Annotated in this window: 20 protein-coding genes and 2 pseudogenes; 15 read left to right on the forward strand and 7 right to left on the reverse strand. The window is 61.8% G+C overall.

All coding sequences use genetic code 11. The features are described from left to right. Window positions 1–16: 16 nt before the first annotated feature. Window positions 17–451: a lecithin retinol acyltransferase family protein gene (locus tag ACGLHR_RS14320; protein ID WP_400094617.1), complete on the forward strand. Its 435-nt coding sequence runs from the start codon at window positions 17–19 to the stop codon at window positions 449–451. Between the two features lie 467 nt (window positions 452–918). Here the strand turns inward: ACGLHR_RS14320 and ACGLHR_RS14325 are convergent, their stop codons facing one another. From ACGLHR_RS14325 to ACGLHR_RS14340, 4 genes are all read right to left on the reverse strand, one after another. Next, window positions 919–1539 (reverse strand): flavodoxin family protein, encoded by a 621-nt coding sequence (locus ACGLHR_RS14325; RefSeq protein WP_400094662.1) that lies wholly within the window; start codon window positions 1537–1539, stop codon window positions 919–921. Between the two features lie 46 nt (window positions 1540–1585). Then, window positions 1586–2026 carry a hypothetical protein gene (locus ACGLHR_RS14330; RefSeq protein WP_400094618.1) on the reverse strand — a complete coding sequence of 147 codons (441 nt, stop codon included), beginning with the start codon at window positions 2024–2026 and terminating at the stop codon, window positions 1586–1588. 367 nt (window positions 2027–2393) lie between these two features. Next, on the reverse strand, window positions 2394–2687 hold the full coding sequence (locus tag ACGLHR_RS14335) for a hypothetical protein (RefSeq protein WP_400094620.1): 294 nt from the start codon (window positions 2685–2687) through the stop codon (window positions 2394–2396). A 33-nt stretch (window positions 2688–2720) separates the two neighbouring features. Beyond that, the gene (locus tag ACGLHR_RS14340) at window positions 2721–3995 is read right to left on the reverse strand and encodes an MFS transporter (RefSeq protein WP_400094621.1); all 1275 of its coding nucleotides are present in this window, start codon (window positions 3993–3995) and stop codon (window positions 2721–2723) included. Between the two features lie 420 nt (window positions 3996–4415). On the opposite strand from ACGLHR_RS14340, the gene ACGLHR_RS14345 reads away from it, so the two are divergent. The 4 genes and pseudogenes from ACGLHR_RS14345 to ACGLHR_RS14360 form a co-directional block, all read left to right on the forward strand. After that, window positions 4416–4538: a 2Fe-2S iron-sulfur cluster-binding protein gene (locus tag ACGLHR_RS14345; RefSeq protein ID WP_400094664.1), complete on the forward strand. Its 123-nt coding sequence runs from the start codon at window positions 4416–4418 to the stop codon at window positions 4536–4538. 90 nt (window positions 4539–4628) lie between these two features. Further along, the gene (locus tag ACGLHR_RS14350) at window positions 4629–5384 is read left to right on the forward strand and encodes an FMN-dependent NADH-azoreductase (protein WP_400094623.1); all 756 of its coding nucleotides are present in this window, start codon (window positions 4629–4631) and stop codon (window positions 5382–5384) included. 66 nt (window positions 5385–5450) lie between these two features. Further along, entirely contained in the window at window positions 5451–6719 is a 1269-nt protein-coding gene (locus ACGLHR_RS14355) for an MFS transporter (protein ID WP_400094625.1), read from the forward strand. Window positions 6720–6818: 99 nt separating this feature from the next. Next, a pseudogene (locus ACGLHR_RS14360) lies at window positions 6819–6987 on the forward strand (methyl-accepting chemotaxis protein); the annotation flags it as partial. 53 nt (window positions 6988–7040) lie between these two features. Here the strand turns inward: ACGLHR_RS14360 and ACGLHR_RS14365 are convergent. Further along, a complete protein-coding gene (locus ACGLHR_RS14365; RefSeq protein WP_400094627.1) occupies window positions 7041–7946 on the reverse strand; it encodes a helix-turn-helix domain-containing protein in 906 nt (301 codons plus the stop codon). Window positions 7947–8208: 262 nt separating this feature from the next. Between ACGLHR_RS14365 and ACGLHR_RS14370 the strand changes: the two genes are divergently transcribed. From ACGLHR_RS14370 to ACGLHR_RS14410, 9 genes and pseudogenes are all read left to right on the forward strand, one after another. After that, window positions 8209–8967 carry a nitroreductase gene (locus tag ACGLHR_RS14370; RefSeq protein WP_400094629.1) on the forward strand — a complete coding sequence of 253 codons (759 nt, stop codon included), beginning with the start codon at window positions 8209–8211 and terminating at the stop codon, window positions 8965–8967. Window positions 8968–9500: 533 nt separating this feature from the next. Further along, window positions 9501–10817 (forward strand): Rieske 2Fe-2S domain-containing protein, encoded by a 1317-nt coding sequence (locus ACGLHR_RS14375; protein ID WP_400094630.1) that lies wholly within the window; start codon window positions 9501–9503, stop codon window positions 10815–10817. Window positions 10818–10893: 76 nt separating this feature from the next. After that, window positions 10894–12330, forward strand: a complete 1437-nt coding sequence (locus ACGLHR_RS14380; RefSeq protein WP_400094632.1) for a glutamine synthetase family protein — start codon at window positions 10894–10896, stop codon at window positions 12328–12330. 21 nt (window positions 12331–12351) lie between these two features. Beyond that, entirely contained in the window at window positions 12352–12675 is a 324-nt protein-coding gene (locus ACGLHR_RS14385) for a 2Fe-2S iron-sulfur cluster-binding protein (protein ID WP_400094633.1), read from the forward strand. Window positions 12676–12678: 3 nt separating this feature from the next. After that, entirely contained in the window at window positions 12679–13905 is a 1227-nt protein-coding gene (locus ACGLHR_RS14390) for an NAD(P)/FAD-dependent oxidoreductase (protein WP_400094634.1), read from the forward strand. A gap of 132 nt (window positions 13906–14037) precedes the next feature. Then, window positions 14038–14766: a GntR family transcriptional regulator gene (locus ACGLHR_RS14395; protein WP_400094636.1), complete on the forward strand. Its 729-nt coding sequence runs from the start codon at window positions 14038–14040 to the stop codon at window positions 14764–14766. Window positions 14767–15272: 506 nt separating this feature from the next. Then, entirely contained in the window at window positions 15273–16700 is a 1428-nt protein-coding gene (locus ACGLHR_RS14400; RefSeq protein ID WP_400094666.1) for an MFS transporter, read from the forward strand. 87 nt (window positions 16701–16787) lie between these two features. Further along, a pseudogene (locus ACGLHR_RS14405) lies at window positions 16788–17948 on the forward strand (amidohydrolase); the annotation flags it as partial. 55 nt (window positions 17949–18003) lie between these two features. Then, window positions 18004–18486 carry an amidohydrolase family protein gene (locus tag ACGLHR_RS14410; protein ID WP_400094638.1) on the forward strand — a complete coding sequence of 161 codons (483 nt, stop codon included), beginning with the start codon at window positions 18004–18006 and terminating at the stop codon, window positions 18484–18486. Here the strand turns inward: ACGLHR_RS14410 and ACGLHR_RS14415 are convergent. Then, window positions 18483–19301 carry an oxygenase MpaB family protein gene (locus tag ACGLHR_RS14415; RefSeq protein ID WP_400094667.1) on the reverse strand — a complete coding sequence of 273 codons (819 nt, stop codon included), beginning with the start codon at window positions 19299–19301 and terminating at the stop codon, window positions 18483–18485. The genes ACGLHR_RS14410 and ACGLHR_RS14415 overlap by 4 nt on opposite strands. 415 nt (window positions 19302–19716) lie before the next feature. Between ACGLHR_RS14415 and ACGLHR_RS14420 the strand changes: the two genes are divergently transcribed. Next, on the forward strand, window positions 19717–20193 hold the full coding sequence (locus tag ACGLHR_RS14420; RefSeq protein ID WP_400094639.1) for a DUF4863 family protein: 477 nt from the start codon (window positions 19717–19719) through the stop codon (window positions 20191–20193). 298 nt (window positions 20194–20491) lie between these two features. On the opposite strand, the gene ACGLHR_RS14425 is transcribed toward ACGLHR_RS14420, so the two are convergent. After that, window positions 20492–21994 carry a DHA2 family efflux MFS transporter permease subunit gene (locus ACGLHR_RS14425; protein ID WP_400094640.1) on the reverse strand — a complete coding sequence of 501 codons (1503 nt, stop codon included), beginning with the start codon at window positions 21992–21994 and terminating at the stop codon, window positions 20492–20494. Window positions 21995–22305: the final 311 nt, after the last annotated feature.

Here is a 22305-nt window from a genome sequence, read left to right on the forward strand (position 1 = left end):
ATGGAGTGATTTCTCGATGCGCGCGGAACCGCCGCTAGGAGCCCAACTCGTGACGCCGCGCAGAGGGTATACCCATCATGGCCTCTACGTGGGCGACGGGAAGGTTGTGCACTATGCAGGGCTCTCGGGTGCCCTGCTCGCGGGGCCCATCGAAGAGGTCCCGGTAGCGCGCTTTGCCTGCGGCCACAAAGTGTGGATTGAGCCGGGCCTTTCCCCAAAGTACACAGGCGCGGAAGTCGTCCGTCGGGCTCGCTCCCGGCTGGGCGAAAACCACAATCGGCTGCTGACCAACAACTGCGAGCACTTCTGTATGTGGTGTCTATGTGGAGTAGCGCGCAGCGCACAGGTGGACAGATGTCTGGCGTTCCCCCGCCTGTTCCTGGCAGCAATTTTCCATCAGATCAAGGCAGGCGGCGCCATGTCTCTCCGGCGTTCCATATGCTCGCCGTGATTGGGGCGGCAGCCAACGTGAGTGATATCGGTGTCCCCCGTCCTTTCGAATCGGTTTCGGAGTCAAACTCAGTTCTACTTGTCCGACAGCGCTGTCGTAGGGGCGGCGTATGAGGACCATCCCATCTTCGCGCAGTCTATTGCGGTCAGCAAGCGGGTGGAGCCCGAGACGGAAGATGCCAAAATTGTTGCCGGCACACATTCTGCCTCAGTTACTTCACAAGACTATTCGGAGAGATGAACATCGGTGCAAAAGGGGAACGTTATCACTTGGCCGCTGATCCGAGGCACTGCCGGTCACAGACGCAAGGGGGAGAGCTGATACTGGAGACTCGCCACCGTTGAAGTCGCGGGCGTATCGGTTCGCTGACATCAGATTCCCACGCGATCCCACCCCGGTATGTGAATCTAGCCGATCATGACTAATTCCAGGCTTTCCGCAACGAGAAGATAGGAAGGTGAAGGGCTTCAGGCCCGCTTTTCCAACGATGTCAGGGCAAGACGCCCCATGGCCAGTTGCTGTGCCACTCCCGCAACGCGTGCACCCAGGTGTTCTGCGGTGCGCAGATCCGCGAGGGGTGGTACCACATCGGATCCTTCATCAGCGTTGGACTGGGCCGCTGCGCCCAGGAAAAAGCCATGACGATTCAGGGAATCCTCCGTCGACTTCGAATTGTTGTGTCCCGGCGGCAGGCCGAGGTTCACCCAGTGCATGCCGTGCTGGGCGGCGAAGATTGCAATCTGCTGCAACGTGACCAGCTTGTCGCCCGAACGCGAAGCCGCATTGGTGAAGCCCGCCGCCACCTTGTTGGCCCACTTGCCGCCCTTGGCAAAGACATGGCGCGAACTAGCGTCCATGAATCCCTTGAACTGCGCCGATGCACTGCCCATGTAGGTGGGCGCGCCAAAGATGATGCCATCCACGTTTTCCAGTGTGTCCCAGTGTTGATCGATTTCGTCGACACTGATCAGCAGGCTTTCCACGCCATCAACACTGGCTGCGCCGCGTGCGACGGCCTGCGCTTGTTTGGCGGTATGTCCGTAGCCACTGTGATAGACGATGGCGATTTGGGTAGAGCTGGAGTTCATGGTGCCAAGCCTCAATGTAGTTTGCAATAAATTGAATTTTTCTGCATCACGTGAAACGCCGTAGAGCTGGGACAGTGACGAAAGTTAGGGGGCGCAGCTTGTTCGCTGGAAATTCGACAACATCCCTTTTGTGCCGATTCCCATCGAGAATGCCGGGAGTAGCAACGCGCGAGCAACTCAACTCATGCCAGGTCCCCGAGGTCGTGAGAACGATCCTGCCGACGCTCCGGTTGGACTCCATGCGCCGATGCGCATCAGCAGCGTTCGACGGCGGGAACACGCTGCAGACCACTGACGTCAGGCCATCCGGGGTGAAATGATCGAGCCGCCGTTCGCTAAGGCGACGCACCATCGCATACTTGGCGGATTGTGCCCGCGATCTCTTTACGGTCCCGATGATCTGGGAGCGTCCATAAAGTACCCGCTCCAGCGGCAGCGCAGCCGCCGCTTTCCCATGGTTGGCGCTCTGCCTGAAGGCCAGGAGCATGCCGTACTTATCGTCTATTTGAATATGAGCCGAGCGAAGTCAATCGCACGCTGTCGATGGACGACGCGCTTGAACTGCTATGCGCACCGGCCGTGAAGGGGTCGCGCTTGCGAGTTACACGACTGCGGCCATCTTGTGGCGCATCCGCGCTAGCGGAATCTCCCGTAGCGGCGCTGGAGATGCCGGTGAACGGTGAACATGATTGTGATTGCGGTGATCAGAGGCGTTATCCGGATCGATGAACAAGTTAGCGTCTACGTGGAGAGCAGTATATTCAGACAACGGTAGCGGATCGATGGCTATTCAATGACGAGATTGCAATCTGCCGCACCCTACTGGGCCGCGGAGTCCTCAGGGTGCGAGCTTGTCACGCACATCGCGCCGGGCGCGGATTCTTGATACGCCGGTAGAGTTTGTCGAGCATCGCGTCGCTTTCCTTGGCCGACAGTGCAGGCGCATGCGTTGTGAAGACTTGATTGACGCAGAGCAGCTTGCGACCGGTTTCCAGGTGCACGACGACCGTCAACTGGTGGTGGTGGTGGTGGTTGTGGGCGAAGGGCTTGGCAGGTGCGCCGAAGCGATACTTTGCCCAAATCTTGGGGCCAGCTTGAACCGCGGTCGGGGCCTGAGAGAGCTTACGCCGCCAGATGTTCCTCAACAAGGCACTCACTTCAGTGCCTTGCTGCTGGAAACGCTACTTATACGCTTTGGCCGCAGTCCGGTCTGGTTCCAAGCCTTTCTCCCGGGGCAGAAGTTGAGCCAGTGTCCTTTGACGGGTGAGGAAGCTCCCGAGCATCGCAAGGCCGACCAGTGCGAGGACCGCACCGAGTTCGAAGTCCGCTGGAATGCCAAGCCGGTCCACGACGCGGCCTCCGAGAGACGAGCCAACCGCGATCGCGACCTGAATTATCCCAACGAACAGTGCTGAGCCAGCTTCCGGTAGATCGGCTGTCGATTTCTGAATCCACAAGCTGAGGCACAGTGGAATCGCGCCGAATGCAATGCCCCACGCAAGAACGATCGCCACCACTGTCGGGGCAGAATGGCGCAGCGCGGGCATCATCAACAGCGAGATCATCAGCATCAAGACCATCGCAGCCAGCGACGCCTTGAGGTTGCGCGTTACCGTTGCCGAGACGGCGAAATTGGAAACGAAGCCGATGGCGCCGAAGCCCAGTAAGACCCAAGTAATGCTTTCGGTGCTGAAGTCGGCGTATTGCAACAGGAAAGGGGCAATGAACGTATAGGAAGAAAAGTGAGCGCCGAAGATGAAGGCGACCATGATCAAGCTTCTGCGCGAGTGCGTCCGGTGCAAGAGCGCGAACAGATCGGCGATGCGCAACGCAGCTTTCGAGGGCAGTGATGGGACGAGGATGGCCTGGGCTACCATGGCCACGGTTACGAGTATACCGGTCGCTATGAACGATGCCCGCCACGACGCAAGGCTGGCGATGAACGTGCCGAACGGGACTCCAATCACTGTAGCAAACGTGACCCCTGCCAGAATCATTGCAGTCGCCCGCGCCGCTTCGCGCGGCTGCACCAGCCTTCCCGCGGCGGCAAGCGCGAGAGTCCAAAAGCCTCCCAGGCTTGCACCGAGGATGGCGCGCCCGATCAGCATGACCGCGAAATTGGGTGCAAATGCGGATATCAGATTGGACGTCAGCAGCAACACCGAAAGTATAAGCAGGATATAGCGGCGATCGACCCGTCCAGCCCCCAGCATCATGCCCGGCGCGGAGATGGCTGCCATCACGCCAGGGATCGTGACCATGAGGCCAGCGGTGCCAGGCGTTACGCCGAACTCCTGGGCGACTTGTGGCAAAAGTCCGACCGGCAAGAATTCCGTTGTGACGAACGCAAATGCGCCCACGGTTACGGAACCCACCGCTAGCCAAGCCCGCATAGGGGAGGGGTTGCGGGCTTCGTTCAATGGGTCACCTACCGGGTGACTGTTTTCCATCATCATAAATCTGCTTCCGGGCTTTGGGTCTACAGTTTGGGCTCGCCGATAGGTCTACCGCGACATCGTGCAGACAGGCTTTCCGGTAGCTCCATCTCGAAGCGGACGACGGCATCCGTCAACCGCGCCGATGTAACAGGAAACGCCAGCCTGACCGCGATACACGTGGTTAGGCTACCTAAGAAGTGCGAGGCGGGGTCGGCACCATACCATTGGTTCATGCTTTGCGCTGGCAGGTTGCAAATATGGCGCTAAACCTCGGTTGCCGACAGGGTCTTCTCGCATGCAGACCTGACGAAAAGAGTCGCTTGCATTCGATGGGTTCTTACTCGAACAATGCTGACCACTCGGCGTCGATTTAATTACAGTTCTGTCATGCTGGTGGCGCAAGCCCGTACTATTGGATAGACAAAACTCGATGCAGCGCTGGCGGTGGGAATTCCCGTGCCGCACAGCTGCAAGCGCGGCGAACGCGGCTTGTGCGCTACCAAGGTCGTGAGCGGTGCCGTGTCCCACAGAGATCGCTTCCTGTCTGATGTCCGGCGCTAGGAAGACACCCTGGCCTGTGTTTGTGTCGGCTGGGCGGAAGACGATGCGATGACGCTCGACCTCTGAGCCGGGCGACATTCGCAAGCCCGGATGCGCGGCGCCGATCTGCCCGTGAAAAGCGCGCCGCTGTGGCGAAAGATGGGTCGAAGCCGAATCTCTATATTCGGCTTCGAGCGCCATCGCGCGAACCGAGTATCAAATAACCAACAGGAAGCGGAAGTGTCAAACGTTCTTCATATTGTGGCGTCCCCGCGTGAGAGCAGCCAGTCCGGGCTGGTCGCGGGCGCATTCAGCCAGGAATACCTGCAGACCCATCGGGGCGCGCGCGTGGACGAGCTCGATCTCTGGGCACTCGACCTGCCGGAGATTCGGGAGGACATCCTCAACGCCAAGTATGCTGTTCTCGCTCGCCGCGAGCATACCGAAGCACAGGCGCGCGCGTGGGAGGTCATCAAGCAGGAGGCGGCTCGGCTGCTGGCCTACGACACGCTGGTGATCAGCACGCCAATGTGGAACTTCGGTCTTCCCTATCGGCTGAAGCACTACATCGACGTGGTTACGCAGCCGGGGCTCACGTTCAAATGGACACCGGAGAAGGGCTACGAGGGTCTCGTCCATGGGCGGCGCGCGGTGGTCATCTATGCGAGCTCCTTCGACTATGCGGCGGGTACACCCCTCGCTGGATTCGATCATCAGAAGCCCTATCTGGACGCGTGGCTGCGCTTTATCGGTATCACCGACATCAGCACCATCACGTTTGCCCCGACGCATCCAGACGCCCCGGCGATGGGAAGCGCAAGGGACGCGGCGATGACGCGTGCGCTCGCGATCGCCGGATCCATGTAGGTCCCCCACATTCGGTCCATTGAGGATCCAGGTGGTCCACGCAGTCCACATTGTCAGCAGCCAGTCATGGAACACAAATCCCTCAGACAAGCCGGCGGTCGCTTCCCCGTGGGCACCCGCGCACGCGGCGTGGCGGTACTGCTTTGTCTGGCCGTAATCGGCTTCAACCTGCGCACGCCAATGACCAGCCTGGGTTCGGTGCTGAGCCTGATCCAGGATAGCGTGACCCTTGCCGGATGGCGTACTGGCTTGCTGACTGCGTTGCCTTCTGTTTGCTTCTCGCTGTTCGGCCTCGCCTCGCCGGCGCTTGTGCGTCGTATGGGAGACGAAACCTGCCTGTTTGCATGCCTTGGACTGACGGCCTGCGGACTGCTGCTCCGTGGTGCGGGCGGGGGATCCTGGCTCTTCTTTGGTCAGGCCCTGTCTTGCGCCGGGATCGCCGTTATCAACGTCCTGCTTCCTGGGTATTTGAAGCGCCGGTTTCCCGAGCGAACTGGCTTGCTGACGGGCGTGTACTCGATGGCGCTGTGCGCGGGCGCTGCGCTGGCGTCGGGCCTGACCGTACACATGGCGCAACAGCTGCACGGGTCGTGGGAGCTGGCTCTGGCTGCATGGGCTGCGCCGGCGGGCCTGGCCACAGCCGGATGCGCGCTTGTATTCGGAGTGCGCAACGACGAGAAGCCCGGCTTGGCGACGCCCGGCGTTCAACATGGTGCGGTCTGGACGAGTCCTCTTGCCTGGCAGGTCTCGCTGTTTATGGGCTTCCAGTCCTCGCTCGCCTACATCGTCTTCGGGTGGCTGCCTTCGCTGCTTCAGTGGCGGGGGCTGGACGCCGTCTCGGCCGGCACGATGTGCGCACTCTCCGTCATTGTGCAAGCACCGGCATCGTTGGCCGTGGCGATATGGGCGAGCCGCACGCGCGACCAGAGGGCAGGGATGGCGGTGGCCTCGCTGACATGCGCTGCCGCGTTGTGGGCTTGCCTGCTCCTTCCGCTCGGCAATCTGCAAGCCGCGGCCGTCGCTCTGGGTGTCGCGCAAGGCAGCTTGCTGGCGCTAGGACTCACCGTCATCGGGATGCGCGCGCCGGATGGAGCGGTGGCTGCGCGCTTGTCCGGCATGTCGCAAAGCGTCGGCTACGCGATTGCCGCGCTGGGGCCGGTAGTGGTCGGCCTGCTGCACGCGCGTGCTGGCGGCTGGTGGCTTGTCGGTTGTCTTTGCCTGGCCATCGCCTGCGCCGCCGCGCTGTGCGGGCTCGGCGCAGGCCGTGCCCGGTTGATTCCGGCGCGCCGCCGCACCGATCTGACGATGGTGGGTGGCGACAATGTCCCTTGGTAGGCAGCGCTGTCGTCGCAGGCCCCGTATCTCTCATTCAGCTTGTGGCTGAGCCCGGGTCCTTTTCCATAACAATCACAGGAACTCGCGCGGCCTGCCGCGGGCATTGCCTTCCAGGCCAACATCCTCGCCTTGAATGCGGCGGTCGAGGCGGCGCGCGCGAACGAGCATGGCGGTGGCTTCGCCGTGGTTGCCGGCGAGGTTCGGATGCTCGCGCAGCGAGCAGCTACGGAAGCGAGGTCCATCGCGGCGCTGATTGCTGAATCCGTTTGGGCAATGGCCAGCGGGGCGGCCGCAATCGCCCCGCGCCCGGCGGCGCGGCTCTTAAGACCGATCCCGCCGAAAGCGCGCCGGCGTATTCCCCTCGAGACGGCGGAAACATGTTGTCATATGCGCCTGATCCGCGAAGCCGCAGTCGTGGGCGATCTTGATGAGCGGAAAGTCCGTTTCCAGCAGCAGCGCTTGCGCGCGCTTCACGCGCCGCTTCATGATGAAGCGCAGCGGTGCTTCACCGGTCGATGCGCGGAATGCGCGCATGAAGTGAGGAAGACTCAGTTCGGCTAGGGCAGCCAGTTCGAGCATCGAGATATCCTCGCCGATATGGCCTTCTATATAGTCGACGATCCGGCGCAGGCGATAGGGGGCGAGTCCACCCTTGTTGGCTGCGAGCGCGTCACCTTGCTTGAAGCGCGCAATCTCCACCGCCAATTGCCCGACCAGGCTTTCGCAATACAGCTGGCGCCCCAGTTTCGGCGTGACGCATTCCATGGCGAGCTTGTCCGCGATCGCCCACATTGCCCTGTTCTCGAACATCAGCCGCGTCGTGAAGGCAGGCGGTGTCTCCTCGCTTTCGCACGCCTGCCTCAGCAACTCGTCCGGGAAATGGACGGCGACACACCTGAAGCCTTTGATGAATTGTGTGTGGCCGTACGCTTCGCCGTCCTTCGCGATCAGGCTGAGGTGATCGTTGCCGCGGTAGGCGCCTTCGAGCGGCCTGGAGGGCTGGTGGCGTGCATCTATCTTGCCGCCGGTCTCCCGAAGCGCGGCGCGCAGGCTCAAGCGGCCGGAGCCGAGGGGGCGCGCGATGTCCGAGAGCTGGTCGAATTCGACGACTTCCACTTCGGTGTTGGCCCAGCGGCCAACCACGCGGCTGCGATGAAGATTACTGGCGATGCGTACCATGACGCCCTCCTGTAACTGATACGACACGATGCGAATGAGCTGCGCCAAGATCTCCACTGCCCATCGGCGTCGACGCTACTGCCAGAGAATGCCTGCTCTTCCCGTGCAATATTTGCGCCTGCGGGCTACCTATACTGACCTCGGCTGTGAAGCCAGCGCTGCCTGTTGCCCGGCATGCAACCCCTGACGATGAGGACTGAAACAAAGGAGCACCCTGTGCAGTATCGGTATGCAGCATCCGCCAGCGACGCGGCGGCAGGACGAGCAAGCGGCGCAAGCCGCCGCGGAAGAAATCGCATGAAACGCAGCCATGAGCGGGCAAGCTTTTTGTTCGACAAGGCGAAAGCCGAACACGCAGGGAGTGGAAATCATGACGAGCGGAGCTAGTCCGGTATCTGTCTGCGAGGTGATCAAGAGTCGCGTCGCTGTGCGTCGATTCCTGCCCCGGGGCGTCCCTGAGGCCGTCGTCCGTGAAATCCTGCATACCGCCAGCTATGCGCCAAGCGGAGCCAACCTGCAGCCGTGGAGGGTGTATGTCGTCGCCGGCACGGCGAAGGATGCGCTTGCCGAACAGTTGCATGCCGCGTTTCATGATCGTGCGGAAGCACATAGTGAGGAGTACCGCTACTACCCAGACCCGGGTCTGGAGCCATACGCTTCCCGGAAGCGTGCCTTCGGGCGCTTGTTCTATGGCGCGTTGGGAATTCGGCAGGAGGATGCCGAAGCCCGGGTGCGACAGACGGCGCGTAACTACCGGTTTTTCGATGCTCCCGTCGGGCTGGTCTTCACCATCGACAGGCGACTCGAGCAGGGCAGTTGGCTCGACTACGGGATGTTCCTTCAGAGCATCATGCTGGCAGCCAGGGCGGTCGGGCTCGACACTTGTCCTCAGGTATCGTTTGCAAAGTTTCATGTTGTCCTGCGTAAGTGCATGGGGATACCGGAAAACGAACTCGTTCTGTGTGGCATGTCCCTCGGCTATGCGGATCCGGAATCCCCCGAGTTGAGCACCCGGCAACCCAGGATTCCCGTGGATGCCTTCGCCTCGTTCTCGGGATTTGCCCCTTAGACGGGCGCCACACGGTTCACCCTCATCTGATCCTTCCGCGTCCTGCGGATTCGCTGCGACCGGTGCGATTTCACCGATTGCACCTGGATATCCCTCGCCTGGCCTCGCTGTCCTCTGGGCGGCGACGGCCGCCCTCCAGTCCTTTCTTATCGCACCGCCTCCGAAATCGTTCTGTGGCCGCGCCAGTTCAGCGGTGCCGCGCTCCCCCGGCGGGCCCTGCATGCAAGCCCGGCAGACCCTTGCCAATAATTTCATCTAGCTGACGTGCATTGTATGCAGCGATCTACTCCTTGGCATCAGCGGGTAAACGCTTAGCTGACGCTATGTGATCGATGTATTACCGTATAAAGCGTTTAAAAATCAACACATTAGGATGACTTTCACGATGATTTATCAGGAACGGGTCCGCCGATTCGGGTATTGCCAATCATGACGTGTCTTGCGATGTCTGCATGCAGCAAATAGTATGCTGCATACAGAGACGCGATGAACGCCTCTCGCTGGCAACCCACCCAAGTAGGAGATTCCCCACCATGATGTCCAAGGAACAGAACGATTTCATCACTCGCGTCGGCGAGCAGACACCGGCCGGCAAGCTGTTGCGCCAGTACTGGCAACCGGTTGCATTGGTGGACGAGTTCGCTGGTGAGCGGCCGGTTCGTGCGGTGCGCCTGATGGGCCAGAACTTCGTCGTGTTCCGCGACGAGCAGGGGCGCTACGCGATGCTGGATCGCGATTGCCCTCACCGCGGCGCAGACCTGAGCTTCGGCCGCCTCGAAGACGGTGGCCTGCGCTGTCCCTTCCACGGCTGGTTGTTCGACGCCAGCGGCACATGCCTCCAGACGCCCGCGGAGCCGGCGGGGAGCAAGCTCTGCCAGCGCATCAAGCAGAAGGCCTATCCGGTCGTGGAGCGCAGCGGAATGCTGTTCGCCTTTATTGGCGAAGGCGAGCCGCCGGCGTTTCCGGCCTTTGACTGCTTCGTTGCTCCGGGCCAGTACACCTTCGCGTTCAAGGGCTTGCTCGAGTGCAACTGGCTGCAGGCGCTTGAGGTCGGCATCGATCCCGCGCATGCGTCGTTCCTGCACCGGTTCTTCGAAGACGAGGATGTTTCCGAGAGCTATGGCAGGCAGTTCCGGGGCGCGTCCGCCGACTCGGCAATGCCAATCACGAAGGTTCTTCGCGAGTTCGAGTGCCCCGAAATCAGCATCGCCACGACAGACTACGGCATGCGGCTGATGGCCCTGCGCGAACTCGGCGGCGAACAGCGCCACGTGCGCGTGACCAATGTGGTGTTCCCTCAAGCGTTCATCATCCCCATGAGCGCGGAGATGACGATTGCGCAGTGGCACGTGCCCATCGACGACACTAGCTGCTACTGGTATGCCATCTTCACGAGCTTCACCGAGCCGGTGAACAAGCAGCAGATGCGCGATCAGCGCCTGGCGCTCTATGAGCTGCCGGACTACCGCCCGCGCCAGAACAAGCACAACGACTACGGCTTCAATCCCTACGAGCAGCGCAACGAAACCTACACCGGCATGGGCAGTGACATCAACGTCCATGACCAATGGGCGGTCGAGTCACAGGGCGCAATCCAGGACCGAACCCGCGAGCACCTCGGCACCACCGACAAGGGGATCATTGCGTTTCGCAAGCAACTGGTCGAAGCCATCGAGGCAAACCAGCGCGGTGAAAAGGCGCTGATGATGATCGATGCCGCGCAGGCCAGTGCGCTCAGCGGACCGCCTTCGATCGACGGTGTCAGTGACGGCCTCGGCGCCGATGAGTACTGGCGTGGCGCGGATGCGATGCGTCGCGAGGAATCGGAATGGGCTTCGCAACGCAAGTAATCCGCGCGCGCACAAGACAAATCACTGACAACCGAGGAGGCAAGTCCGTGTCGCAGACGCGGACCGCCCGACCCATATGGCATTTGTAGAAGACTTCGGCCTTTGGACCGACACCCACGCCCGCGCAGCCAACGACGTGATTCGTCGGCTCGCCAGCGGAGATATCGATGTTGTTCGATTCTCCTTCCCCGACCAGCACGGCATTCTGAGGGGCAAGACGCTGGTCGCGTCCGAGGCACAGAAGGCCCTGAAAAGCGGCATCAACGTGACCACGACGCTATTCGCAAAGGACACTTCGCATCGCACTGTGTTCCCCGTGTTCTCTTCGGGCGGCGGATTCAATATCCCTGGCATGCAAGGCGGCGCGGACGTGACGCTGGTGCCGGACCCGCTTACGTTCAAGGTGCTGCCCTGGGCGCCGAATACGGGATGGATTCTCTGCGACCCGCACTTCCATGACGGAACGCCGCTGCCCTTTGCCACGCGCCCCATTCTGCGGCGCGCCGAAGAGCAATTGGCAAAGGCTGGTTACGAACTGATCACGGGGCTGGAAGTCGAGTTTCACGTGTTCCGCTTGCTGCGCGAGCACATGACTCCGGATGATGCTGGCCAGCCGGGCGAGCCGCCCGACGTCGAACTGCTCTCCCACGGCTATCAGTTCCTCACGGAGTTGCGATATGACGCGACGGAGGAGGTGATCGAGCTGATCCGCCGCAACGTCCAGCAGCTCGGCCTGCCCGTGCGTTCGCTCGAAATCGAGTTCGGTCCGAGTCAGTTCGAATTTACCTTCGCGCCGGCAACGCCGGTGGAAACTGCGGACTGCATGGTGCTGTTCCGGAGTGCAGTCAAGCAGGTTTGCAAGCGCCATGGCTACCATGCAACGTTTATGTGCAGACCCAAGATCCGCAATGTGGTCTCCAGCGGATGGCACCTGCATCAGTCACTGAAGCGGCGGGAAGACGGTGCGAACGCTTTCATGCCCGCCGGCGCGGCTGACGAGCTTTCCGCCGTAGGGAAGCACTATCTCGGCGGGCTCCTCAGCCACGCATGCGCGGCGACGGCGTTCTCGACGCCGACCATCAACGGGTACAAGCGCTATCGGGCGTACTCGCTCGCGCCCGATCGTGCGATCTGGGCGCGAGACAATCGCGGGGCCATGTTGCGCGTGCTTGGTGGCCCGGGAGACCAGGCAACGCGAATCGAGAACCGCGTCGGGGAGCCTGCCGCGAATCCCTATCTCTACCTTGCTTCGCAAGCCATCTCCGGGCTGGATGGCATTCAAAGGCAACTGGACCCGGGACCTTCCGCCGACTCTCCCTACGAGACACCGGCGCCCAACCTTCCGCGCACCCTGGAAGAAGCGATTGGCTGTCTGCGTGAGAACGAAACCCTGCGCAACGGCATGGGTTCCGACTTCATCGACTATTTCTGTCACATCAAGGAAGCAGAGATCGCACGGTTCAATCTCGAGGTAAGTGATTGGGAGCAACGCGAGTACTTCGACATATTCTGATGCTAGCGTAGGGAGAATGCCATGCCAACGATCACCTATATTCTGAAGGACGGCAGCCACAAGGCCGTCGCCGCGCCAAACGGCAAGTCGCTGATGGAGGTTGCCATCGCCAACAACATTCGCGGCATTGATGCCGAGTGTGGGGGTTGCTGTTCCTGCGCAACCTGTCATGTCTATGTCGATGAAGAATGGAGCGGCCGGCTGCCCGACGCCGACCAGATGGAGGACGAGCTCCTCGACGGCGTATCCGCGCAGCGCAGGCCAGAGAGCCGCCTGAGCTGCCAGATCACCGTGAGCGATGCACTGGACGGCCTGGTCGTCCGCGTACCGACAACGCAAGGATAAACCATGGCACATCTTGTCATCGTAGGCGCCTCCTATGCGGGGACGCAGCTTGCCCTTGCCGCTCGCGAACTCGGCTTCGATGGTGAGGTCACCATGGTTGGCGAGGAGCCGCACGCCCCGTACCAGAGACCTCCGCTGTCAAAAGGCTTCCTGAGCAGCAAGATCGACGCTTCGAGCCTGCCCTTGCAGTCGCAAGCACGCTTCGACGAAGAGCGAATCGTCCTTAAGGCGGGTGTCTCCGCGCAAGCCATCGACCGCACGCACCGCGAACTATCGCTTTCAGATGGCGAGCGAATCCGCTATGACCATCTTGCGCTGACCACGGGCGCACGCTGCCGGCAACTGCAGTGCGACGGCGCAAGGCTTGCGCAAGTCCACTACCTGCGCAATCTGGCGGACGCCTGCGCCATCAAGGCAAGCGCAGGGGTTTCCCGGCGTGCGGTTGTTGTCGGCGGAGGCTTTATTGGCCTGGAGGTGGCGGCTTGCCTGTGCGCGCTCGGGCTGGAAGTCACCGTGGTGGAAATGCAGGGCCGGCTGCTCGAGCGGGCGGTGCCCCCACTGGTATCAACGTTTCTCCTGGGCGTACACGAGGCGCGGGGCGTGACTTTCAGGATGGGCAGTCAGATTGCCAGGATCTGCGGAGCAGACGCCGTAACGGGCATCGAGCTTGAGACAGGCGAGCATCTTGCTGCGGATATGGTGGTGGCCGGACTAGGTGTCGTGCCCAATGTCGAACTGGCATCCGGCTGTGGACTTGCGGTCGACAACGGCATTGTTGTGAACAGCTTTGGACGCACCAGCGATGCGTCCATCGTGGCGGCGGGTGATTGTGCGTCCTACCCCAATCCGTGGGCGGATGACACGGGAAAATGTGTCAGGGTGGAGTCCATTCAAAGCGCAAATGATCTCGCAAAGGCGGCGGCAGCCACGATCGCTGGCGTGCCGGCTCCGTACGACGCGGTTCCCTGGTTCTGGTCTGATCAGTATGCCTACAAACTGCAAATGGCCGGCTTCTCTCGCGGCCATGATACGACCGTGGTACGCGGAAGCCCGGATGAGGGGCGGTTCACGGCGCTCTACCTGCGAGACGGCCGCCTCATCGGCGCCGACTCTGTCAACCGTCCGCAGGACCATATGGCGGTGCGCCGTTTGCTGGCAGCTCGTATCCATCCAGGGGAGGGCGTTCTGGCGGACGAGACGGTGGCGTTGAAATCCCTGCTTCCCGTCTAGGGCACGCCCCTATCTGCCTGCGCTGCCGGCTGTTTGTATGGTGGACCCGGGTGTACCATATCGACGTTGCATGCAGCATTGCCTGAATGGTATCCAAGCAGGCGGTGATGTGGCGTTATGTCAGAGGTTGAAATGGAATCGCATCAAACACGGGTCCTCGTGCAGCTTCGCGACCTGATCCTAAAAGGAGAGTTTGAACCAGGGGCGCGCCTGGCCGAGATTCCCCTTGCGGAAAAGCTGGGGGTTTCTCGCACACCTGTGCGCCTTGCATTGGGGGCGCTCGAGCAAGAAGGTCTCATCGAGCCGGCGCCGAACAGCGGATACATGATGCGGCGCTTCACCCCTCGTGAAATCCAGGATTCCATCGCCGTGCGCGGTCATCTGGAAGGCATGGCGGCCAGACTAGTAGCCGAGCATGGCCTGTCGCGCCAGCTGGCGCTGGACTTGCGAGACTGCCTGCGCGAGGGTGACCGGGTCCTCACCAAGGCCACGCTCGATTACGACGACTATGTTGCCTACAGCAATATGAACGACCGTTTCCACGCGCTGGTCGTCGAGGGCAGCGGAAACAGCGCCCTGGCGCGCGCGATCGAACTCAATAACCGTCTGCCATTTGCGGCGGCAAGTGCGATGCTGCCAATGCAATCGGCGCTCGATGAAGGCCACCAATGGCTTGTCTATGCGCACCGTCAGCACCACGGTTTGTTTGACGCGATGGAGCGGGGCGAGGGCACCCGTGCACAGGCGCTGGCTACCGAGCACGTCAATGTCGCGCGCCTCAATCTCGAGGGTGCCCTTGACCGGCCAGAGCAGGCATCGCAGGTCATGCCTGCGATGAAGTTGTTCGTCAGCGCCGCCTAGCGCGGCGAGCACCAGGCGGCCAAATCGGGCGGCGAGCATCGCGCACAATCAGGCGGGTCGGCGAGGAGCTGGCCCTTTTTTTTTGGTGTGCCAGGCATGGCGCGTTGCGCGAACGAAACGAAACTCGCTGGGGCGGTATGCCCAGTAGGCGGGAGCCGCCGTATACGGAACCGTACGTACGGTGGTGTGGGAGGACGGCGGGGGCGACCCCGCCTCCTACCCGATCCCCGTCTTCGTCCTGGATCGCACCATGCGATAGCCCGAGAAAATCAGACCTCGCTACATACAAAACTACGCCGAACCGCATCGCTAAGCTGGAGATTGCAGGGGAGTTCACCCGCGGTTCCGATGCGTTGACTTGCGTGCGGCCATCCAGGCTGCGGCAGAAGCCGGCGATAGCCCGCGGTAGTCCCCTGATGCCTTCCCGGCAAATGCTGCTAGGAAACCCATGCGAGAGGGGCACGGACGTCCAGGCGCCGCACGCCTCCTATCCGGAGACTACGTTCATGACATCCCACCAATCTTCCGCCGGAGCGACATCGTCGCTGCACTCCGGCACGCCAACCGCCGATGCCGCCACGGTCGACGTCCAGGCATTCATCGACGACCATCGATTTTCCGGCTTCCAGTGGATCGTGCTCGCCTTGTGCTTTCTCATCCTTGCCGCGGACGGATTCGACACCGCAGCCATCGGTTTCATCGCACCGGCCCTCGTCAAGCACTGGGGCGTCAGCAAGACGCTGTTGGGCCCGGTCATGAGCGCGGCGCTGTTCGGCCTGGCGGCAGGCGCGCTGGTCGCGGGGCCGCTCGCGGACAGGTTCGGCAGAAGAATTGTCCTTGTTGTGTCCATCCTCTGGTTTGGCGGATGGAGCTTGGCGGCGGCTTTTTCCCCCTCCCTTGATGCCCTGACCATCATGCGCTTCCTCACCGGCGTCGGCCTGGGCGCCGCCATGCCAAACGCTGTCACGCTGATGTCGGAATATGCGCCGGCCTCTCGCCGTGGGCTGGCGGTCAACACCATGTTTTGCGGCTTTACGCTCGGGGCGTCCGCCGGCGGCTTTGTCGCAGCCTGGCTGATTCCGGCATATGGATGGACCTCGGTGTTACTGGTCGGAGGCGTGGCGCCGCTTCTGCTTGCCGTGCTGCTAGTGGCTCTGCTGCCCGAGTCGGCACGCTTCATGGTTGCGCGCCAATACCCCGGTGAGAAGGTTGCCAAAGTGCTGGACCGCATCGCCCCCGGAACGCTGACTGGCGCCGAGACCTTCGTGGTGAAGGAGTACGGCGCCACTGTTCAAGGCTCGCCGCTCAGGCAGATCCTGTCGCGTCCCATTGCTGCCAGTTCACTCATGCTCTGGCTCACGTACTTCATGGGGTTACTGGTTTTCTATCTGCTTACCAGCTGGCTGCCAACGCTGATCACTGACGCCGGCTTCAACATCGGAAGCGCCGCGGTTGTCACTGCACTCTTTCCGCTTGGGGGGTGCTTTGGGACCGTGGTGACCGGCTGGCTGATGGACCGTTCGAGTCCTTATCGCGTTGTAGCTCTCGCATACGGACTCGCCGGCCTGCTTATCTTCGCGGTCGGCTATGGCTCGGGCGACCTCATCCTGCTTGGCTTCCTGGTGTTCGGGGCCGGCATCTGCATGAACGGCGCGCAGTCTTCGATGCCGACCCTCGCCGCGGGCTTCTACCCGACGAACTGCCGTGCCACTGGGGTGGCGTGGATGCTCGGAATTGGCCGCTTCGGCGGCATCACCGGTGCGCTCCTCGGCGCACAACTGGTGGGTTTTGGCTGGAGCTTCACCACCATCTTCGGGCTACTGGCGCTACCTGCGCTGGCGGCGGCACTTGCCTTGCTGGGGGCCGGCATGCGTAGTCGTACGCGCTTTGCCGCCAATCCAGCACATACAAAATTGCCGTCCGCGAGCCACTGATCACCAAACAAAAGGAGGAACGCGATGACAAAAACGGGCTTCCCTCAATCCGGCGCGCGTGCGATGCAGCGCCGGCCCGTCCGGGCGATGCTCGGTTCGCTGGCGGTGGGCGCCTGCCTGGCAACACCGTTTGCGCTGGCAGGGGTGCCGCTGTATGCAGATACGATACTGATCAACGGGCACATCCTGACAGCCGACACGGCATTCGCCGCCGCGCAGGCGGTGGCCATCAAGGATGGCAAATTCCTCGCGGTGGGAACCACGCGTGCGGTGAACACCTATCGCGGCCCCGCAACACAGTTGATCGATCTGCACGGCAAGACGGTCGTGCCGGGGTTGATTGATACCCACGCCCACATGGAGCAGGCCGGAATCGCGCTCTACACCGTGCCGCTCTATCGCGCCACCAACGCGGCACAAGCGCTTGACCTGATCAAGGAGCAGGCCAGGCAAGCACAGCCCGGCGAGTGGGTGATCGGCAGCGGATGGCATCCGCCATCGCAGCTCAAGGAGAAGCGCTATCTCACCAGGCAGGAGCTGGATTCCGTTTCGCCGGAGAATCCCGTCTATCTGCCCACGGTCGGGCATGTCGCCATGGTCAACAGCGCGGCGCTCAAGCTGGCGGGCATTACCAGCAAGACGCCGAACCCGCGCGGCGGGGAGATCGAGCGGGGTCCGGATGGCGAGGCCACGGGCGTGCTGCAGGAGGCCGCAATCGGCCTGGTGAAGGACTTCGTGCCTCCGTGGCCCTTCGAGGTTCAGGTCACCCAGTTCCGCGAAGCCATGAAGATCTTCAACGCGGCCGGCCTCACCAGTGTCGTGGTGGGCGCGAGCAGCCCGGAAGACCTGCGCGTGTACGAGACTATCCATGCGCGTCACCAGGCCACGGTCCGCGCGGGAATCATGTTCATGCCCACTGGAGAAACGATTCCCTCGGTGTCCATCGACGAGTGGGAGACGACGTTCCGTCGCATCGGGGTCAACTCAGGCTTTGGTGACGACTGGCTTCGCCTCGCGGCCATCAAACTCGCCATTGACGGTGGCATGACGCTGAAGACGGCGTTCATGCGGGAAGCCTACGCGGATGACTTGCACTATCACGGGATTCGCACCATGCAGCCCGAATTTCTCCGGCAGCTGGTGGCGACGTGCGCCAAGTACGGATGGCGCGTGGGCGTGCATGTGGTGGGCGATGCCGGCGTAGACACGGTGCTCGATGCCTACGAGTTCGCTAGCCAGCGCTACCCGATCGGCGACAAGCGCTTCATCCATGATTCATGGCAGCCTGATGCGGCCAGACCAGATGCAGCGTGCGCACAAGCTGGGCGTACGGGTGGATATGCAGAATGTCTTCATGTGGACCAAGGCGGAAACGGTAGCCCGCTTCCTCGGCAAGGAGGTTGCGGACCGCGCGGTTCCTATCCGCTCGCTGATCGATATCCTCGGCATCGAGAACGTCGGGGCCGGCACCGACTATTCAACCAACGTGATGAATCCCTTCATCAATATGTACGTGATGGTCACCCGCAAGGACATTAACGGCAACGTGTACGGCAAGGACCAGCGCGTGACGCGTGAGGAAGCGCTGCGCCTGTACACGTCATCGGCTGCCCGCTACACCTTCGAAGAAGGCAAGAAGGGTTCCATCGAGGCAGGAAAGCTCGCGGACCTGGTGGTGCTGTCGGATAATCTCATGACGGTGGCTGACGAGCGTATCAAGGACATCAAGCCGCTGCTGACTGTTGTTGGCGGAAAGACGGTGTTCGGAGACGCGAAGGCACTCTAAGGAAGTTTGAGGGGGCTGGCGGAGACGCGCTGATGGGCGCGCGTCCCCGCACTGCCTCTGATTGCCCATCTGAGCGTCGCACATGCCACTATCATTGCCGGCCTCACCAGAGCATGCCTCGTCCTCGTGAGTTCCTCACCTAGCAATTTCTGTGTCCAGTCCGGCAAGAGCTGAATCGCCGCGCCGAGGAATATCGGCATCATGGCGCGCGCCAACGGCGTGGCGCCAGGCAGCTCGCCAAGCAAACGGATGGCCGCGTACATCTTCTCGCTCGCCTCGAGCTGGTCACGATGCGCGCGGATATACTCGTCAACGCTTGCCCGGGTTTCAGGCACATCCAAGGCGCCCAAGCGGCGCGCAATGCAGGCGGTCTCGGCAAAATAGCGATCCTGCTCGGTCGCGGGCAGGGCAGGATTCATATATCGCAAGTAGGCCGAAAGGAAGCTCGATGCTTCCGCAACATGCACCCATGTCAGCAGGCCAGGGTCCGTGGCGGAATAGGCGGCGCCGGATGGCGTGGTACCTCGGATTCTCTGGTGGATGCGGTTCACGTGGTCAATCAGCCCATCGGCATCCCGCCGACTGCCATACGTTGTGCCCGCGATGAACTGCGCGGTGCGCCCCAGGCGTCCCTGCATATCCTGCTGAAACACCGAGTACTCAAGGACGCCTGCCAGAGCCAGCGGATGGAGCGCCTGCAGGATCAACGCCCTAATCCCGCCGACCATCATCGTGGGGAAATCGTCATGGACACGCCAACAGACTGAGTCGGGTCCGAAGAGGCCCGGATCACCCGGTGGGGTAGCCAGGTCGATGGAGTAGCCGGAGGCGGCACGCGTGACGGACCAGACCTATGCTTCGATGCGGCGTCGCAGCGCCTCGATGGAAGGAAACCACGCGACGGGAAGATGAATCATGAGCTTGAATCGTTGGTGACGCAGAACGCTGCACTGCGTCAACACAGATGTCGGTTTGGGGGATTGCATTCTATGTGTGGCACTGCGTTCGTGGTGTTGGAAAGGATGCACTCTTCAGGCAGAGGCGCCACGAGGCGCATGCCTGCAAAAATACGCGCGCATGTGACACAAAACGACAAGGGCCCACCGAACCTAGACTAGAAGCATGTACCAAGTCGTCTCCCCCCAGGCGTCTGGACATTCCCACAAATGCATGAGAGGCGACGAGACAGGAGACCGAATCGCCTCGAACACGATTGAAGGAGTGCAATACATGGATACGCGCGAACGGCTACGTATGGAGTCAATCAGGCTTTTGGCACAGGTCAAGGACCAGCCGCTAGGCCCTGAGCTGGAGGCTTGGCTCAACAAGACACATCCTCCAGGCAGCGAACTCTATGACAGCCTTGCATCGCTCATCATTGCCGGCGAGCGTGAAGGCTGGGCCTGCAACATTGAGATCACTGGCCCGACGTATCGGCGCAGCCCGGTGTTCGAGGCAAGTCCGCAGACGTATGGATTCAGCGTCAACAGCGTCTATATGGACAATCTGGTTGGTCAGTTTCACGCCCACCCGAACGGTGAAATCAATATGATTGTTCCGCTCAATCCTGACGCCGAATTCTGCGGCCGGCCTGCTGGCTGGACCGCACCGGAGCCCATGAGTGAGCATTTCCCAGAAGTTCAAGGCGGGGCAGCCATCATGTTGTACTTTCTGCCAAACGGCGAGATTACTTACACGGGGCGATAGGTACCTTCGCATCTGGTCTGGGTAGCTCAGCAGGGGGGGGCGCTACCGTTGCCGCGTTGAGGCGGCTCCTTCTTCGTCGTCATCGGCTGATGTTCCCATCTTTCCAATAGCCCGGCCAGGTCTGCCGATGTTGCCGGCCGTCTCATTTCGAATGAAGCAGCGTGCAAAGTGCCTTTGGCGACATCTTGCATGTGGATTCTTGTCCACCTGATCGATCGAGACGGCCTTGGGGCGACCGTAGGCATGGATGCGAAGCGCACGGTTGGCGTGATCGACTGCCGACACGGCTCGTGTTCGGTCAGTAGTGTTCCGTCGCTGCCGCGTTGCAGGTTGCGGGTGCGGGGTCCGCTGTCACCACGCCGTGACTGTCAGCAACCGGTCGTGCGCCGGCGCCGCCTGGCTGCCCAGGACGCAACAACAAACCGCCCAGCACACCCGCCGCCGCCGCGAAGATCGCACCGAACAGAAACGCCACGTGATAGCCGCTATTGAGCGCCGCCGTGGCGCTTTCGAAAGCCTGCATCGCGTCGCTGCGCGCGGCAGCGAGACTTGCGAGCACCGCGAGGCCGAGTGCGCCCCCCATCATCAGCGACGTATTGACGATACCGGACGCGAGGCCAGAACCGCTCGGATCGACGTCGCTCATGGCAGCCAGCAGCACGGCATTGAATGCGATGCCCGCGCCGAAGCCGAACAGGATCATGCCAGGCAGCACGTCGAGCACGAAGTTGCCGTTCACCGGTGCCCGTGCGAACAGCGCGAGGCCACACGCCGCGACGAGCAGCCCGAAGGCAAGCGGAAGGCGCAGACCGAAGCGCATCACCACGCGCGCCGACAGGCCCAGCGAAAAGAACGCCATGATCAGACTGGCCGGCAAAAACGCGAGCCCGACCTGCAAGGGCCGGTAGCCGAGCACGCTCTGCAGATACAAGGCGGAGATGAAGAACCACGCGAACATTGCCGCTGCCCAAAGTACGCCGACCACATTGGCAGTCGCGACGTTGCGCAAGCGGAACAGACCGAGCGGCATCAACGGATGCTGCACGCGCGCTTCGATCACGAGAAACACGGCCAACAGCGCCAGCGCGGCGAACAGCAGGCCCAGCGTCTGCGCCGAGGTCCAGCCCGCTTCATTGCCGTTCACGACAGCGTACACGGCGAGCATCAGCGAAGCCGTCACCGTCACCGCGCCGGCCACGTCGAGCCGTTCGCCATGAGCATGGCCGCGTGCTGACGGCAAGAGCGCGACGCACAGCGCATAGACGGTGATGCCAATGGGCAGGTTGACGAGAAAGATCCAGTGCCAGCTCAGCAGGTTGGTCAGCAGACCGCCGAGCAATACGCCGATGGTGCCGCCCCCCGCGCAGACAAAGCCGTACACGCCCATCGCTTTGGCCCGTTCGCCGGTCTCGGTGAACAGATTCATGATCAGCGACAGCGAAACAGCGGAGACGACCGCGCCACCCAAACCCTGCACGGCACGCGCGCATACCAGCAGGATTTGCGAATTCGCCATGCCACATGCGAGCGACGCCAGCGTAAACAGCGTAATGCCGCCGAGGAACAGCTTGCGGTGGCCGTAAAGATCGCCCAGCCGGCCGCCCAGCAGCAAGAAGCCGCCAAAGGTCAGCATGTAGGCGTTGACCACCCACACGAGCGAGGTTTCGGTAAAGCCCAGGTCCGCCCGGATGGACGGCAGTGCGACGTTCACGATGGTCGTGTCCAGCACGATCATCAGCACGCCCAGGCAGAGCACGATAAGGGCAAGCCAGCGTTTGCGTTCGTCGATGCCATGCGTCATGGAACTGCTCCTGTTGGATGCTGGCAGTTCAAGACTGCGCAGCGGAATCGAGATTGGCGAAGCCGGTTGCAAAAGCCTTGCCGCACACCGCGTTCGTATAGTCAATTGCGCGCCCCACGCGAGCGCATGAATCATTCGAGCATCGTCAGCTTGCCCGCGCGGTCTTCAGCGCTTTGGTCCACCACAGCAGCTCGTCGCTCGTGGAACGGCATCGGAAAGTCTTCGAGGTCGAGCAGGCGCGCGTCAACGCCTTCGCGCTTCTTCGCTTCTTCAGATGGTCGGGAATCAGCGCGCGGGTTTCTCGGAGAAGC

Source organism: Cupriavidus sp. CuC1, assembly GCF_044627735.1.
In the GTDB taxonomy this organism is placed as follows: Bacteria; Pseudomonadota; Gammaproteobacteria; order Burkholderiales; family Burkholderiaceae; genus Cupriavidus; species Cupriavidus ulmosensis.